The sequence below is a fragment of the Nostoc sp. TCL26-01 genome (genome assembly GCF_013393945.1).
GTDB lineage: Bacteria > Cyanobacteriota > Cyanobacteriia > Cyanobacteriales > Nostocaceae > Trichormus.
Genome location: NZ_CP040297.1, coordinates 4,152,399 through 4,168,341, shown reverse-complemented (window position 1 = coordinate 4,168,341; position 15,943 = coordinate 4,152,399). Strand labels below are relative to the sequence as shown.

Genomic DNA, 15,943 nt, shown 5'->3' with positions numbered 1-15,943 from the left:
CTATTACCTATTGCCTTAAAAACAAGAGAATTTATTAAGTAAAGTATGAAATTTTATCATGAACTTGTCCCAGTAATTTTATCCGTATCTGTTGCTCTAGTGCCACACCAAATTGCCAATGCACTACCGGCGGTGGAAGTTGCGAAAATCGCTAAATCAATCACAGTCTTAATTGATAATAAAGATGTTTTTGGCAGTGGAGTAATTATTAAACAAGAAGGCAATACTTACACTGTTCTCACTGCTCAACACGTTGTATCAAATCCATCTCAATATGAAATCGTCACCCCAGATAATCAGCACTATTCCCTCAATTACAACACTGTAAAAAAACTGCCAGCAGTAGATTTAGCTGTCGTACAGTTTACTAGCAATCAAACTTATGCTGTTGCTAAAATAGGCAACTCTGACGACTCCATAGAAGGCACAACTGCTTATGTTTCTGGTTTTCCTAGAGCAACAGCAGCAATTAATAACAAAATTTACACCTTTGTTGATGGGCTGATTACTGCCAATGCTGCCAAACCACTTAAAGACGGCTATGCTTTAGTTTACAGTAATAATACATTACCCGGCATGAGTGGCGGCCCACTCTTAAATGAAAACGGTGAACTAATAGGAATTCATGGTAGAGGAGATGAAGCAGATATAGAAGTTTCTCAAATTAATTCTACTGTTGCTTATGTTAAATCAGGTTTTAATTTGGGCATCCCTATAAATACTTTTTTAAGACTGTCAGCCAATATAGGTATAGATGTAGGAGTTCGTCCTCCTAACACACCTGTAGCTACAGTAGCAAAAGCTGATGACTTCTATATCCAAGGTGGAGATAAGTATAAAAAGGGAGATATGAAAGGGTCTGTGGCTGATTATACGCAAGCAATTCGCATCAATTTTAAGTATGTGGATGCTTACAACAATCGAGGAGTAGCTCTAGCTAATTTAAATGATCATAAAGGAGCTATTGAAGATTATAATCAAGCCCTAAATATCAATCCTCGCTATGGCAATGCCTACAATAATAGAGGAGTAGCTCGTGCTAACTTGGGTGATAAAAAAGCAGCTATTGAAGATTTCAACCAAGCTATTCAGATTAATCCAAATGATGCAAATGCCTATTACAATCGGGGTATAGCTCGATCAGATTTAGGTGATAAAAAAGGAGCAATTGAAGATTATAATCAAGCTATTAAAATTAATCCTATTGATGCTGACACTTATACAGTTCGGGGAGTTGCCCGTGCTGATTTGGGAGATAAGCGTGGGGCAATTGAAGATTACAATCAAGCTCTCAAGATTAATCCCAATTTAGCATTAGCTTACAACAATCGAGGTCTGGCTCGTAGTAATTTTGGCGATAAAAAAGGAGCAATAGAAGATTATAATCAAGCTCTAAAAATTAATTCTAACTTAGCATTAGTTTATAACAACCGAGGTCTAGCTCGTGGTGATTTAGGAGATAAAACCGGAGCAATAGAAGATTATAACCAAGCTCTGAAGATTGACCCTAACTTAGCTCTAGCCTACAATAACAGAGGTGTATCCCGTTATCAATCAGGAGATAAAAACGGAGCGATCGCTGATTTTAATCAAGCCCTGAAAATTAATCCTCACTCTGCTGACGTGTATAACAACCGAGGACTTGCCCGTAGTGATTTAGGTGATAAAAAAGAGGCAATAGAAGATTATAACCAAGCACTGAAAATTAATTTCAACTATGCCGATGCTTACTACAATCGGGGAATTACTTACTATCAGTTAAAGAACAAGCAAGCAGCGATCGCCGATTTAGAAAAAGCAGCCAGTCTCTACATTGAACAAGGAAAAATAGATTTCTACCAAGAAACAATGCAACTAATTAAACGCTTTCAGCAATAGTTATCAAAACAGAATTCAGGAGTCAGAATTCAGAAACGATGCAGGAAATTTACGAAGACGTAATAAATATTTAAGTAGCATGAGCTTAGGGATAATCATTGAATAAAATACAACTTTTTTAGTTTGCGTTCATGTTCGCATAGCCTGACGTAGGCAAGTAACGAACCCTGGTATATTAAGATGCCCAACAAGTTTTTTCCGGAAACAGTCCTTTTTTCCAATATTGTCGAACCTTTACAGCTGCCCCTTGAAAAAAGGCCTGTGGGTTTTGAGTCGGTGTTTCTTGAAGCTCCTTAACTTCACCACTCAATTTGTCTAGCCATAAAGCTCCAAGATGATCTTCATTTGGCCCGAAGCTGTAGGTAACTCCGTTTTCATCCTCCTTGTCTTTTAAAATCAATATGTAAAAAGCCATAAAAAACAAGCGAATATTAGCGTATGCTTCAGGAGCATATTGCTCCCAACGTTGTAAATAATTCATTTAGAGATTTTTAATATAAAAATTTAATATATCTAAATATAATAACACTACGCATTAATTAAATACGTAAATCAAATCTTAAAAAATAAATCAGTATTTTTGCTACTTAGCTCAATAGATGATTGAGCATTTTTATGAGCAAATTAACCAGTTACATGAGATGCTGGTTGATTGGTGCGGTAAGTAGTCATAGTCTAAAAGCCAATGACTATTGACTATTGACTATTGACTATTAAATGAGTATTTGCAGATGTCTGTTGTTTCTTCCGTCACAGTTAAGGTTCCTGCCACCACTGCTAATTTGGGGCCTGGTTTTGATTGCATCGGTGCAGCCTTGACTATACATAATCAGTTCAAGTTCACCCGTTTAGATGTAGGTAGATTAATTATTCAAGTTACAGGTGCGGAAGCGGCACGAGTGCAAACGGATGAGAGTAATTTGCTCTATCAGGCGTTCGTCAAGTTATATCAATATATAGATCAGCCAGTACCGCCTGTGAAAATCGAGATTGAATTGGGTGTTCCTCTGGCGCGGGGTTTGGGTAGTTCAGCTACAGCCATTGTCGGTGGTTTGGTGGCGGCGAATCAATTGGCAAGTGAGCCGTTGTCACAGGTGCAAGTGATGGAATTAGCGATCGCCCTAGAAGGACATCCAGATAATGTCGTGCCGGCTTTGTTAGGCGGATGTCGTTTAGCGGCTACTAGTGAGACTGGTTGGGAAATTTGTGATGTTCCCTGGCATAGTCATATTGTTCCAGTAGTCGCAATTCCTGATTTTGAATTGTCAACCTCAGAAGCACGGCGAGTTTTACCCACTGCATATAGTCGCGCTGATGCAATTTTCAATACTGCCCATTTAGGTTTATTGTTGCGGGGCTTGGAAACTGGTAAGGGAGAATGGTTAAGAGCAGCTTTACAAGACAAAATCCATCAGCCCTATCGTCAGTCCTTAATTCCTGGTTACGAGGCGGTGAATGCGGCAGCGATCGCCTCTGGTGCGTATGGCATGGTAATTAGTGGTGCAGGACCGACGCTGTTAGCTTTAGCAGATGAGTCTCACGCCCCAGATGTGGCAACAGCTATGTCTACAGCTTGGCAAGATTCAGGTATTAATGCTGTAGTGCGATCGCTCTCTCTAGACACTCAAGGCGCAGTTAAAAATTAAAATTCAACATGAAAGAACTTAATCCCAGTTTGCCTTTAGAACAACTCCACTCAGAAATCGCCGTACTCCAGTCTGAAATCCAAATTCTTCAGCAAGAACAGGCAACGCTGACTATTAATAATAATGTCAACTCCAGTGACAATGATTCACCTCTGGCAATTGTGGAAGCTTATCGCCGCCAAGCTAGAGAAAATCCCCAGTTATTTGCTGAACTCAAAGGGATCGATGATGCGATCGCCACTCTCACGATTCAGCTTAACCGCAAACAAGCCGAATTAGCTCGCTGGCAAAATCAATCGTCACAAATCACCCGACAGCAGCAGCTAGAAGCAGCCAAAGAAGTTGCTCAAGTTCATGCCGAACGAGCCAATCAGCTAGCGGGAGAATTAGCTAAGGAAATCCGCCTCCTCAAAGCTTGTGCCGATCAACTCAGTCCCTTGTATTGGCAAGTCTATTACAAACCCTTCATCACCGGATTCAAAACTATCTCAGTTCCTTACGTCCGTTCAGATGGAGAAGTCTGGACAATTGTCAATCGTATTGTCTAGCAAATACTAGTTGGGGGTGTGGGAGACAAATCAATTCAAAATGACGCTCGCGGACTCGCTAACGCTGCGCTAACAAAATTCAAAATTCAAAATGAAAGAAGGGGACAAGGAGAGAATACTTCAGATTTTTCCCCCAATCCCCAATCCCCAATCCCCTCTTTGTAACGCTAGTGTGAGCGATCATTTTTTGTTGACGTTACAAAACTTTGTAATTAGAATGGATTCGCTACTAATCCTAGTGAGTATTTATTCTCATTTATGCTCACAATTGAGAATTTAATGAGTATATATCTCCATCAATCAGCAAAATTTAATTTCTTGGGAGAAAATAAAGTTTACAAAAGTACGAATTCCTTAATATAATGTAATTAAAAGCGAAAACAAAAAACGATTGTCAGAAGTGATGAATGCTATGGAATTTCCCTGGCTGACGGCCATAATTCTCTTTCCCTTGGTGGCATCCTTAGCCATCCCCATAATCCCAGACAAAGAAGGAAAAACAGTTCGGTGGTATGGTCTGGGAGTTGCGATCGCCGATTTTGCCCTGATGATTTATGCCTTCTGGCATAACTACGACTTCCAAAACTCAACCTACCAATTTGTCGAAAAATACTCTTGGGTTCCGCAAATCGGTTTGAATTGGTCTGTAGCAGTTGACGGCTTATCGATGCCCCTAGTGCTACTGACTGGCTTAATCAACACTCTGGCAATCTTCGCGGCTTGGAAAGTTACCAACAAGCCGCGATTATTTTATGGCTTAATGTTGGCAATGTATAGCGCCCAATTGGGTGTGTTCGTTGCTCAAGACTTGCTGTTATTCTTCCTGATGTGGGAAATCGAGCTAGTTCCCGTCTACTTGTTGATTTCCATCTGGGGAGGGCCAAAACGCCAGTATGCAGCCACCAAATTCATTCTTTACACTGCTGCTGCTTCTATATTTATCCTCGTAGGAGGTTTTGCCCTGGCATTCTCTGGAGATACAGTTACCTTCGATATTGCTTCTCTAGGAATGAAAGAATATCCCAAAGCCATTGAACTGCTAGCTTACGCAGGTTTCTTGATTGCCTTTGGTGTCAAACTACCAATTTTCCCTCTACATACATGGCTACCTGATGCTCACGGTGAAGCATCTGCACCTGGTTCCATGATTCTCGCTGGTGTGTTGCTGAAGATGGGTGGTTACTCCCTCATCCGCTTCAACATGGAAATGCTGCCTGATGCCCATGTCTACTTTGCCCCAGTCCTAGTCATCTTGGGTGTAGTCAACATTATCTACGGTGCTTGCTGTGCCTTTGCTCAAACCAACCTCAAACGCCGCTTGGCTTACTCTTCAATTGCCCACATGGGGTTTGTGTTAATTGGTTTAGCTTCCTACACAGAAATTGGTGTGAGTGGAGCCATGTTACAAATGGTTTCCCACGGTTTAATTGCCGCTAGCTTGTTCTTCTTAACTGGTGTGACTTACGAACGTACTCACAGCTTAATGATGGACAAAATCGGTGGACTGGGTAAAGTAATGCCCAAAACCTTTGCTCTGTATACCGCCGGTGCAATGGCTTCCCTGGCTTTACCTGGCATGAGTGGCTTCGTTGGCGAGTTGATGGTATTCCTGGGTATTGCTACCAGCGATGTCTACAGTTCCAGTTTCAAAGTTGTCGTAGTCCTCTTATCAGCAGTCGGCGTAATTCTGACTCCCATTTACTTACTGTCCATGCTGCGCCAAGTGTTTTACGGCCAGCAAAGTGAAGAGTTACATTTAGATACTGTAGTTCCTGATATCAAACCTCGTGAATTATTCATCACCGCTTGTTTGATAGTTCCCATCATTGGCATCGGTCTGTATCCCAAGTTGATCACACAGACTTATGATGTCAAGACAGTAGAAGTTGCCTCCCATGCCCGTCAGGTATTACCAGTTGTAGCTAGACAACAACCTACAAGCCTGTACTCACAGATTTTCACAGTGCCAACCCTGGCAAATGCTCAAGTCGAAAGTTTAGTTAATATTGCAAAATAAATATACATCCTACCAAGGGTGCTGAAAGTAAATTCTAATCTGAGGGGAATATGGGGGTGGTTGCATAACCACCCCCTAAATTATTAAACTCATAGCTTAAGTCCTGGAAAATGAACTATGATATTCAGTCCTCTTGAGAGGACTTTAGCTATAAGACAGGGATTTATAATCCCTGGTGGACGGGCTGATGGACGGGCGGTTTCACGTTAAGTTGAGACTAATGGCTACGGCAGTGTCCTCACCCGCGTGTTTGTATCATTTTTATCAGGATCTACCACTGCACTTGCACAGGGCCGCCAAACTTCCGCATTTCGGCAAAAAACTTGCCTTGCGCGCCGCCATCGGGAAGTGTTGCTAGATAAATGGCTGTTTCGGCTCCTTCTTCGGCTGTAAAAGGTGCATTTTCACCACCCATGTCAGTCTTCATCCAGCCGGGAGAATAGGCGTTAACGAGGATATTTGTATCTTGGAGTTCTTTAGCAAGAATGACTGTGATACCATTGACTCCGATTTTCGAGAGGCGATAAGAGGGTGCTAAGGGATAATAGTCTGTGGAAATGGCAGTTAAAGATGCCATTTCTGTGGAGATATTGACTATGCGTCCGTAGTTTTGCTCTTTCATGAGGGGGATTAATGCTTGAGAAATTCTGACTACTGCCAGAACATTGGTTTCAAAGGTAGTTTGCATCGTTTCTAGGTTAACCGTCAGCAAGCTAGACTCTTCTGGCTTTGGTGTAGGATTGACACCTGCATTGTTAACTAAAATATCTACTTTGCCATAGGTTTCCCGCAACCACTCAGTAAATTGTTGGACGCTAGCATCATTAGTTACATCGAGTAGATGATAGTCTGCATCAAACCCTTCATTGGCTAGTTGCTGTTTGGCTGCTAAACCTTCTGCTTCTTTGCGACTTGTGAGAATTACATGGACACCAATGTCAGATAATTTACGGGAAATTGCATAGCCTAACCCTCGATTACTACCTGTGACTACAGCAATTCTTTTGGGAGTTGTCATTTTGATGACCTGTAAAATGCTTTCAAATTTACTTTACTGAGATGTGATAAATTAAGCAAATTGATTACATTAATACATGACAGCGAAGTCTGTAGTATGACCTTGTTTTGGGTCTACAGTTTCATCGCTTATTTTAATAAGCGATCGCTCTTTTGAGTGCGATCGTCTAATCTTACAAGTCGTGATGCGTAAAGCCCCCAAGTATGAGGTACAAAACCAATATTTTGTCAGAAAATATAATTACTATTATCGCCTGCTTTCACGTTAAACGCGACCCTAAACAATGGCAGGATAGAAATATTTGAAAGTCTAGCGATCGCTTCAGAACAACTGTCTCATACCAATTCAAAATTCAAAATAAAGAGGGATAATTTAGTTTTTACAACTATTACTCTCTAAAACATCTCCAAAATTTCCTTCGCTGCCCGATCGCATACTCCTAATTCTCCCAAACTTTGACGCATTTCTTGATAATCTGCTAAGGTTTGCTGTCTGCGTTCAGGGTTAAGCAGTAATTCCATCGCTGCTTGCGTAATATTTTCTGGGGTTGCTTGTTCTTGTAAAAACTCTGGCACAATGGGCTTCATCACTACCAAATTAACTGGCGAAGCAAAGGGGATAGAGCCTTTGAGGATTTTTCTAGCAATCCAGACTGTAACAGGATGGAGGCGATAGACTACGACTTGCGGCACATTTAACAATGCGAGTTCTAAATTCACTGTGCCTGATTTGGTAATAGCGAAATCAGCCGCCGCAAATACTTCTTTTTGTTGACTTGAGACAATTGTCGCGCGTAAACCGTAATCCTTAATTGCTGCTTCTATGGATTTTCTATAAGCTTCCAAAGATAGAGGAATCCAAAAATGAACTTCTGGTAACTTAGCTTGGATATTTTGGGCAGCTTGAAAAATTACTGGTAATAAATATTTTAATTCTTGCCATCGGGAAGCGGGTAAGAGTGCGATCGCTATTTTTTCATCAGCAATACCCAACTGAGAACGGGCTGCTTGACGGCTAGGAGCGTTTTCCATCCGGTCAATGAGGGGATGACCTACCCAACTCACATTAGCGCCGTTATTGCGAAAATAACGAGCTTCTTCGAGGAAAATTGCCAATAGTTTATCAGTAAAACCGACAATTCGGGAAGTATTACGTAAACCGATCGACCAGACCCATTCTTGAGGTGCAATGTAATAGGCTACAGGCACATTGGGTAAATGTTTTTGCATATAGCTGCCGATACCCAGATTCGGCCCCATGTAGTCGATGAGTACTACTAAGTCTGGGGGATTTTGTTTGAGATAGGCGATCGCTCGGCGCTGTACCATCAGAGTAGGCAAAACGTATGGCAGAGATTCCAGCAAACCCATTGAACCAATACCAGTGGTATCGCCCAAAATCATCGCTCCTGCCTCTGCCATTTTGTCGCCACCCAAGGCCACAATCTCTAATTCCAGCCCAGCAGTCACCGCTTGACGCTTCAGCGCCGCAATTAACAGCGCTCCTTGCAAATCTCCTGATACTTCGCCAGTACTGATAAATATTCGCATTTTATCTGGGGATTGAGGGTTGGAGATGGGGGAATTAGAAGAATCCTCTCTTATCTCCTCAATCTTCCTTATTTCCCCTGACTTTCTCATCTTCCTCATCTCCCCGCTTTTTGACTAGGTACATAATTTCATTAATTCGTAGCAAATCCACTTTGGAAATCCTCAGCGTTCCTCTGCGTTTAAAAAGCTACGAACTTATGAAAAAGGGTACTACGATTCATCACTCCCGCCTGATTTACCTCTACCAGGGATCAAACCGCGTCTTCCTGGCATTTGCGAGAGTAACAGAAAGCGCCGGAGGTTTTGTAAATGTTCTGTATCCCCTAACAATTCCAACTGTTCTAGTGCTTCCTTAAACATAATGTTAGAACGGTAAAGAATGCGGAAGGCTTTTTTCAGTAGTTGTAAGTCGCTGGTTGCCATTCCCGAACGTTTTAGCCCGACTAAGTTGAGGGTTCTAATCCGTCCTGGATTACCCTCTACTAGCATATATGGTGGTACATCACGGTCAATCCGTGCCATACCGCCTACCATTGCTTGTCTACCAATATGGACAAATTGGTGGACACCTAAAACCCCGCTTAACCTGGCTTGTGATTCTATATGCACATGACCGGCTAAGGCTACAGAGTTAGCGATAATCACAGAGTCTTCAATCACACAGTTGTGAGCCACATGGACATAAGCCATTAACAAATTATTGTTACCAATAATTGTGGCTTGGCCTGCTCCGGTAGCGCGGTTGATGGTGACATACTCTCGAATCAAGTTGTTATCACCAATTTTGACCCAAGTAGGTTCCCCCACAAATTTTAAATCCTGGGGTTCCATACCAATAGCAGCACCTGTAAAAATCTGATTTCGCGCCCCAATTTCGCAAGGCCCTTCTAGCACTGCATGAGCGCCAATAATTGTTTCCGGGCCGACTTTAACGTGCGCTCCAATCACAGCATAAGCACCGACTTGCACTGTTGGGTGCAGTTCCGAATTTGGATGAATTACAGCAGTTGGATGAATAAGCGTCTTCAAGGGTGAATCTCCAGAACTGTCTTAAGGAGCCGACACTGGGCTTTGGTAGTCAAAGTTGCAGCGCCTGGCATTGCTGAGTGTGTGAGTGTTCTGTGACCGAATTTGTCGGGCAGAGCAAGTGAGTGTGTGTGGGCGACGAAAATCAAGAAATTATAAGATGCTCTTGTGGCTAATTTTTTTAACTGCTATCCTGTTTCAGGGTTCAGTTAAGGTAATTCACGGTTATACCTTCACCACGCCAGCTAATTTTTAGTTAATTAGAGAAAACATCAGTTCGCCTTCGGCTGCTAGTTGACCATCAACTTCAGCACGCGCTTGCATTTTACCGAAACGACGTTGTTTGATCCATAACAGTTCCACAGTTAATACCAGTTGGTCTCCTGGCACAACTTGACGGCGAAAGCGGACTTTATCGATACCCGCAAACACAAACAAACCCCCTTCTAATTCTGGTAGCTGGGTCATGACGATACCACCTACCTGTGCCATTGCCTCTACAATTAGCACTCCTGGCATCAGTGGTCTGCCTGGGAAGTGACCTGTAAATTGAGGTTCGTTGATGGTGACGTTTTTAATACCTACAGCTTTTTTACCTGGTACATAGTCAATAATTTTATCTACCAGGAGGAAGGGATAGCGATGGGGTAGGAGTTTATGAATTTCTTCAGATGAGAATGTTGTTTTCACCTCGGATGTAGTTATTGGCTCGTCGGTAGATGTGGGACTATTGACTTCAGAAAGGGTTGACATTAGCAGTGTGGTTGATTGTAATTTGAGAATTGAGTACGTTTAGGGAGAATGATTGATTTTAGATCGAAGCATTTAATTACTCAAATCTAAAATTTTTTGTGCCAGTTGGATGTGTAAATTATGACTGGCTTTATACGCCAAAAAGTGAGCGCGGGGGAAATGTCCCAATAGACTTAAATCTCCTACTAAGTCCAAAATTTTATGACGTACTGGCTCATTTGCAAATCTTAATGGTGGATTTACCCAGCCATCAGCACCACAAACGAGGGCATTATCCAAATTACCACCTTTAATTAACCCAGATTTCTGTAAATATTCAATTTGATGTAATAAACCAAATGTGCGGGCGGGTGCAATGTCTTGGGCAAAGCTATTCGTCATTAAGTGACTGTACCATTGATTACCAATGGCAGACACATCGAAGTCAATGCCGTAACTAAAACGGGTTTCTGGGGCTGGGATGGCTGCGACAAAAGCATCGTCTTGATGTATCCAAATTGGTGCTGGGATGACCAAGGGAATTGGCTCATCTACCACTGGTTGAGAGACTAAGCCAACTGCGGCAATACTCGCTACCCATTCCTGTGCTGAACCATCTAAAAGCGGTACTTCAGCACCGTCAATTTCAATGCGGGCATTATCTACACCCATTCCAGCCAAAGCCGCTAATAGATGCTCGACTGTACGCACACAGGCTTCACCCTTACCCAACTGTGTAGATAAAACAGTTTGATTCACTGCTGCTACTTGAGCAGGAATGATGGGTAAATCTGGCAAATCCACCCGCACAAAGTAGCGTCCACTACCCACATCAGCAGGTAATACCCGGACATGAGTACTGACACCACTATGCAGCCCGACTCCAGTGTGAGCGATCGCCTCTGCTAGAGTATGCTGCATAGGTAATAAGCGAATATATGTAAGTTTTGATTATTCATCACTCATCTTTGGTAAACACCCTGGTAATCAATGCGAAAATTAGCAAGGTCAAGGGTCAAGAGTCAACTGTCTACAGTCACAACTTTGACTAATGACCAATGACCAATGACTAACCTAAAACCTTTCCCCAATCCCAAAGTTAATTCGACTATCACCATCATCGTTGATACCGTAATCAATGCGAATTGGCCCTAGTGGAGATTGGACACGCACCCCTAAACCGTAACCGTAGCCACTACCACTTTTATTTAGCACTTCAGCTGCTCTGGTGCTGGTTCCCAAATCGCTACCCACATCAAAAAATAAAGCCCCACTGACTACTGAGAAGACAGGGAAACGATATTCCAGCGATGCTTGCACATAAGTGCGTCCACTACCCAAAGCACCTTCCTCATAACCCCGGACAGAATTACTTCCACCAAGGGTAAAGGCTTCATAGGGTGGCAAATCACCCAAAACTGTACCGCCTTGGATGTTAAAAGCTATGGTTTCTGGGCCTTTGGCAAAACCAGTAAATTTCACGGGTAGATATTGACTGTAACTACCACGTAATCTGGTGAGGAAAATACTCCCTGAACCAACAGGTACTGATTGATCTATACCTAAACGTAGGTAAGAACCACTAGTAGGTTGCAAAGGGTTATTGCGGCGATCGCGTTGTGCGCCTAGTTGCAATAAAATCAAATCGTCTTCACCTGTACCCGATTCACTCAGAGGCACTTCTGTTCCAGGTTTTAATCTGTCATTATCAAATACTGCCCCAGTTCTTCTGATGTTCCCGTCAGCATCACGAGTGGTAACTCGCTGATACTGAAAGCCTGCTGAAGCTGTCCATTCTGATCTTTCGTAGGGATTTGCTGACAAGGGACGAGTAAATGTGACACCACCACCGAAACGGGTGACACGCGGACGATCCTGATTATCTGGATCATTCTGATTGTTGGGGTTCGGGTCAAGAGTTCTGATATCGTTATCTTTCCCGTCAAAAATCAAGGAAATCGAACGACGACGGAAAATATTGGCTGTGTAGGAAGTGCGGTAAGGATCGCCAGCAATCCAAGGATCTGTGAAGCGCAAGTCAAACAAAAGTTCTCGCTCACCCACCTGGACTTCTGCACCTAATTTTTGGTTTCTCCCGTTGAGGTTTTGTTGTTGATAACTGACTGTGCCAAATAAACCACTAGCAGAACTAATCCCCGCCCCGGCGGCGATGGAACCACTACTACGTTCCACCACATTCACTACTACATTCACCTTGCTGGGGTCTGTACCAGGGTCGAGGGAGACGTTGACATCTTCAAACAGTCCTGTGCCGAAGACTCGCTGGAGGTCTTTCTGCACAGTGTTGCGGTTGAATACTTGCCCTGGCTTTAACTCTAATTCTCGCTTGACGATGTAGTCTTGTGTTCTACCCCGAATTGGTTGTCCTTTTTCGTCAGTTTCTTGACCTTCTTTATTGCGGAAGCGGACGTTAATATTCTCAACTACCCCTTCCGCTACTTGCAGTGTCACCACTCCACTTTCCGAGACTTGTGGCGCACCAATGACGTTAGCTAGCACATAACCTTGGTCTTGATAACGCTTAGTTAATTGCTTGATGCCTTCTTGTAAATCACGCAAGTTGAGGATTTTGCCATATTGCTCACGAAAGACTTCATCAGCAGTTTGTGCAGGTAATACGGAACCAACGTTAGTCCCAGGGTTAGCTTGGATTTGAACCTTTGTTAGTACTGGGTTCGGCTGGACGACAAAGCTGACTCTCACCCCTAAAGGTGTATCTTCTGGGGTGGCTTGGACGTTGGAGAAGAAGCCAGTAGCAAAGATGGCGTTGATATCTTCTTGTAACTGAGAACGGGTGGTGGTTCTGCCTGGTTGGGTACGAATGACGTTGTAGACTTGGGTTTCTAATTCTGGTGCAAGTTGCCCAGATTGCGCCCTTACTTGGACTTCTGATACCAAAACACGGGGTTCTGTGGTTTCTGGTGTGGCGTTGGGGGTATCAAAATTCTGCTGTCCAGGGATGGGACTTGGCGCTGGTGCGGGTGTTTGTTGTTGCTCAGTGCTGGGAGGGGGAGTCTCCGGCTGAGAATTAGGATCTGGGGTAGGAGTTGCAGGAGTTGGTTGGGGAACTTGAACAACTTTGGGCGTTGTTGTCCCTGGACGGTTGGTAGGGATAACAACGGGTGATTTGGCTGCTGATTGTTGTTTGGGCAAATTGTCCCTGAGAACAGCAGCTGATCCTCGCTGCCCAACTTCTGAAGCGACAATTTCCGCGATGGATGGCAACTTTTGCGCTATCAGGGTGGCTGTAGTTGGTGCAGCTATTGTGGGGACAACTACCTCTTGTGTCTCCGTTGTTGCGGATTTGGTTGATTGATTAGTCGATAATTTAACATCTGGAGATGGCAGCTTTGCCAGGGCTTTCACTTCCGTTAAATTAGGCTGAGATGGGGCGATTTCATCCTGTTGTAACTGTTGGTCTGTCGCAGATGGGAAGACCTCTGTTGTCGGTTCTAAACTGTTAGGAGTTTGTCCACTGGCACTCAGGCAACTACTCAAGGGTGCTGCAATTGCTACAGCCACCATTAATACTGGAGATAAACGCATTTTTTGTACAATCCTCTTCACTTCCACACACCATCACAAGGCGATCGCTTTTGATGTCAAAGGTCAAAAACAAATATAGTTGTTTGCTGTAAAAGAATCAAAAACTATTTTTTCATGTCTACTACTTGTAGGACTCTTTGTAAAACCTCCTGGTAGGCATCTTCGACATTTCCCAAGTCTCGGCGGAATCGGTCTTTATCCAGCACTCGTCGATTGGGATCTGCTTCTGCTGTGTTCCACAAACGGCAAGTATCCGGACTAATTTCATCTGCCAATAGTAACTGCTGTTGTGAGTCCAAACCAAATTCTAGTTTGAAGTCTACTAGAGTAATACCGCAACGTTGCCAAAAGTCCTGGAGAAATTGATTAATTTGCAATGCTAGATGGGTAATTGCCTCTACTTGTTCCGCCGTGGCTAGTTCTAGGAGTAACAGGCGATCGCGTGTTAAGAGTGGATCTCCCAATTGATCGTTTTTATAATAAAACTCGACTAAGGGCTGTTTGAGAATTGTACCCAGTTCTAAACCTGTTTGTTGACACAAACTACCCGCCGCAATATTACGTACTACCACTTCTAGTGGGATAATTTTAACTGCTTTTACCCGCATTTGGTTGGGAGCAGGGCTATCAATAAAGTGCGTCTTTATACCAGATGCTTCCAACTGTTGAAATAGCTGACTGGAAATACTACAGTTCATTCTGCCTTTATCAACGATACTGCCTCGCTTTTGAGCATTAAAGGCTGTTGCATCATCTTTAAAATCAGCCAGCAAAATTTCTGGATCGTCGGTTGTATAGAGAATTTTGGCTTTGCCTTCGTAGAGCCGGGAATGAACAGACATAGCAAGAAGTAGGGTGTGAGCGATGAGTAGCTTTTGTCCTTTCGGGCTTCACCATTTTATCTTTAGTTATTAACGATTAGCTATTAGCTGTAAAAGGAGGCACGGTCTGTTGTGTACACTTGGCTCTAATAAACCAGGGTTTGAGAGTCTGGGTGTCGGATATCAGGGTAGATAACCAAGTTTTTGTAAAATTTTCATCGATCACACTCATCAAGTTATATGATGAAGTTCTTTAAAATCTCAATAAAAATTAATATCACACCAATTCTCACAAAGAATGAAATAAGATGTAACAAATTGTCATTGCATAGGAGTCAAAAAATTTTCTCACTTCGCATCATGGGTAATTTTTGGCAGAAAAACTCAGATCAAGATATTTTTGCCATGACTACCTCTTCCTGGAACTAAAATCTCCCAATTTCTTGGGATATTCGTAAGTAAAATTGAGCTAAAGATAGAATCTATCTTCAGACAAAAAAGCTAAAATCAGTGTCTAGTTGTTTGCTCATGTGTTCATAATTCGTGTAGGTAAACTAAAAATGAATCTACACAACTATCAACCTCAGATAGTAATTTTCCCCAAATACGATTTTTTGTAATTTTTTTTGTAAATGAATAAATATCGGAGTTTCATAGTAAAAGTAAACTCCTCAACGGCAATTCTAGGAAAATAGGCTGCTATCAACATCAGCTTTAGACATAAAAAAAGGAAGTTATATAAATGGAGAAAAAATTAGTGGGTAAAGACGAATTTCTCTATCCCCGTGGTCGTTATTATGGTCATGTAAAGCCAGAAAACTTGGTATTTAATGCCAATTTGCAAGAATTTGCTCAACGAGTAAGTTACGTTTGCAACTTAGAAACAGGGGGAAAAATCTCCCCAGAAGAAGCTTACGACCAAATAAAAGCTCTGTGGAAGAACTTAAAACGCTCTAAAAAACAACTACAAATAGGTGAAAATCCCTTTCAGGATGGCGAAGATAAACCGGAAGAGAAGTGAGTAATGAGTGCTGAGTGCTGTTAGCGGTAGCGGGGCGTTTAGCCCGTGCTGAGTGAGGGAGTAATGAGTGCTGAGTGCTGAGTGCTGAGTGCTGAGTGCTGAGTGCTGAGTAGTGACTA

Annotated in this window: 13 protein-coding genes; 5 read left to right on the top strand and 8 right to left on the bottom strand. The window is 42.7% G+C overall.

Annotation, left to right across the window (positions count from 1 at the left end):
* Positions 1 to 45 precede the first annotated feature (45 nt).
* Entirely contained in the window at positions 46 to 1,878 is a 1,833-nt protein-coding gene (locus FD725_RS18215; protein ID WP_179049446.1) for a tetratricopeptide repeat protein, read from the top strand.
* 175 nt (positions 1,879 to 2,053) lie between these two features.
* Here the strand turns inward: FD725_RS18215 and FD725_RS18210 are convergent, their stop codons facing one another.
* Positions 2,054 to 2,359: a hypothetical protein gene (locus FD725_RS18210; protein ID WP_256871652.1), complete on the bottom strand. Its 306-nt coding sequence runs from the start codon at positions 2,357 to 2,359 to the stop codon at positions 2,054 to 2,056.
* Positions 2,360 to 2,609: 250 nt separating this feature from the next.
* On the opposite strand from FD725_RS18210, the gene thrB reads away from it, so the two are divergent.
* The 3 genes from thrB to FD725_RS18195 all read left to right on the top strand — a co-directional run bounded on the left by thrB (position 2,610) and on the right by FD725_RS18195 (position 6,089).
* Positions 2,610 to 3,524, top strand: coding sequence for a homoserine kinase (gene thrB / locus FD725_RS18205; RefSeq protein WP_179049445.1), 915 nt, complete (start codon positions 2,610 to 2,612; stop codon positions 3,522 to 3,524).
* Positions 3,525 to 3,532: 8 nt separating this feature from the next.
* Positions 3,533 to 4,072, top strand: coding sequence for a hypothetical protein (locus tag FD725_RS18200; protein WP_179049444.1), 540 nt, complete (start codon positions 3,533 to 3,535; stop codon positions 4,070 to 4,072).
* Positions 4,073 to 4,475: 403 nt separating this feature from the next.
* A complete protein-coding gene (locus tag FD725_RS18195) occupies positions 4,476 to 6,089 on the top strand; it encodes an NAD(P)H-quinone oxidoreductase subunit 4 (protein WP_179049443.1) in 1,614 nt (537 codons plus the stop codon).
* Positions 6,090 to 6,360: 271 nt separating this feature from the next.
* Here FD725_RS18195 and FD725_RS18190 read toward each other — a convergent pair whose 3' ends face one another.
* From FD725_RS18190 to purC, 7 genes are all read right to left on the bottom strand, one after another.
* Complete coding sequence (locus FD725_RS18190; RefSeq protein WP_179049442.1) at positions 6,361 to 7,107, bottom strand: SDR family oxidoreductase; 747 nt, start codon at positions 7,105 to 7,107, stop codon at positions 6,361 to 6,363.
* A 395-nt stretch (positions 7,108 to 7,502) separates the two neighbouring features.
* The gene (gene lpxB / locus FD725_RS18185) at positions 7,503 to 8,657 is read right to left on the bottom strand and encodes a lipid-A-disaccharide synthase (protein WP_179049441.1); all 1,155 of its coding nucleotides are present in this window, start codon (positions 8,655 to 8,657) and stop codon (positions 7,503 to 7,505) included.
* Positions 8,658 to 8,867: 210 nt separating this feature from the next.
* Positions 8,868 to 9,686, bottom strand: coding sequence for an acyl-ACP--UDP-N-acetylglucosamine O-acyltransferase (gene lpxA, locus FD725_RS18180; RefSeq protein WP_179049440.1), 819 nt, complete (start codon positions 9,684 to 9,686; stop codon positions 8,868 to 8,870).
* 249 nt (positions 9,687 to 9,935) lie between these two features.
* Positions 9,936 to 10,436, bottom strand: a complete 501-nt coding sequence (fabZ, locus tag FD725_RS18175) for a 3-hydroxyacyl-ACP dehydratase FabZ (RefSeq protein ID WP_179049439.1) — start codon at positions 10,434 to 10,436, stop codon at positions 9,936 to 9,938.
* Positions 10,437 to 10,508: 72 nt separating this feature from the next.
* Complete coding sequence (gene lpxC, locus FD725_RS18170; protein ID WP_179049438.1) at positions 10,509 to 11,336, bottom strand: UDP-3-O-acyl-N-acetylglucosamine deacetylase; 828 nt, start codon at positions 11,334 to 11,336, stop codon at positions 10,509 to 10,511.
* Positions 11,337 to 11,489: 153 nt separating this feature from the next.
* The gene (locus FD725_RS18165; RefSeq protein WP_179049437.1) at positions 11,490 to 13,982 is read right to left on the bottom strand and encodes a BamA/TamA family outer membrane protein; all 2,493 of its coding nucleotides are present in this window, start codon (positions 13,980 to 13,982) and stop codon (positions 11,490 to 11,492) included.
* A 104-nt stretch (positions 13,983 to 14,086) separates the two neighbouring features.
* Positions 14,087 to 14,824, bottom strand: a complete 738-nt coding sequence (gene purC / locus FD725_RS18160) for a phosphoribosylaminoimidazolesuccinocarboxamide synthase (RefSeq protein ID WP_179049436.1) — start codon at positions 14,822 to 14,824, stop codon at positions 14,087 to 14,089.
* A 721-nt stretch (positions 14,825 to 15,545) separates the two neighbouring features.
* On the opposite strand from purC, the gene FD725_RS18155 reads away from it, so the two are divergent.
* Complete coding sequence (locus FD725_RS18155; protein ID WP_179049435.1) at positions 15,546 to 15,824, top strand: hypothetical protein; 279 nt, start codon at positions 15,546 to 15,548, stop codon at positions 15,822 to 15,824.
* Positions 15,825 to 15,943: the final 119 nt, after the last annotated feature.

Bases quoted from the DNA above. Each gene is read 5' to 3' on its own strand.
- FD725_RS18215 (WP_179049446.1), top strand. From the start codon at position 46: ATGAAATTTTATCATGAACTTGTCCCAGTAATTTTATCCGTATCTGTT.
- FD725_RS18210 (WP_256871652.1), bottom strand. From the start codon at position 2,359: ATGAATTATTTACAACGTTGGGAGCAATATGCTCCTGAAGCATACGCT.
- thrB (WP_179049445.1), top strand. From the start codon at position 2,610: ATGTCTGTTGTTTCTTCCGTCACAGTTAAGGTTCCTGCCACCACTGCT.
- FD725_RS18200 (WP_179049444.1), top strand. From the start codon at position 3,533: ATGAAAGAACTTAATCCCAGTTTGCCTTTAGAACAACTCCACTCAGAA.
- FD725_RS18195 (WP_179049443.1), top strand. From the start codon at position 4,476: ATGAATGCTATGGAATTTCCCTGGCTGACGGCCATAATTCTCTTTCCC.
- FD725_RS18190 (WP_179049442.1), bottom strand. From the start codon at position 7,107: ATGACAACTCCCAAAAGAATTGCTGTAGTCACAGGTAGTAATCGAGGG.
- lpxB (WP_179049441.1), bottom strand. From the start codon at position 8,657: ATGCGAATATTTATCAGTACTGGCGAAGTATCAGGAGATTTGCAAGGA.
- fabZ (WP_179049439.1), bottom strand. From the start codon at position 10,436: ATGTCAACCCTTTCTGAAGTCAATAGTCCCACATCTACCGACGAGCCA.
- lpxC (WP_179049438.1), bottom strand. From the start codon at position 11,336: ATGCAGCATACTCTAGCAGAGGCGATCGCTCACACTGGAGTCGGGCTG.
- FD725_RS18165 (WP_179049437.1), bottom strand. From the start codon at position 13,982: ATGCGTTTATCTCCAGTATTAATGGTGGCTGTAGCAATTGCAGCACCC.
- purC (WP_179049436.1), bottom strand. From the start codon at position 14,824: ATGTCTGTTCATTCCCGGCTCTACGAAGGCAAAGCCAAAATTCTCTAT.
- FD725_RS18155 (WP_179049435.1), top strand. From the start codon at position 15,546: ATGGAGAAAAAATTAGTGGGTAAAGACGAATTTCTCTATCCCCGTGGT.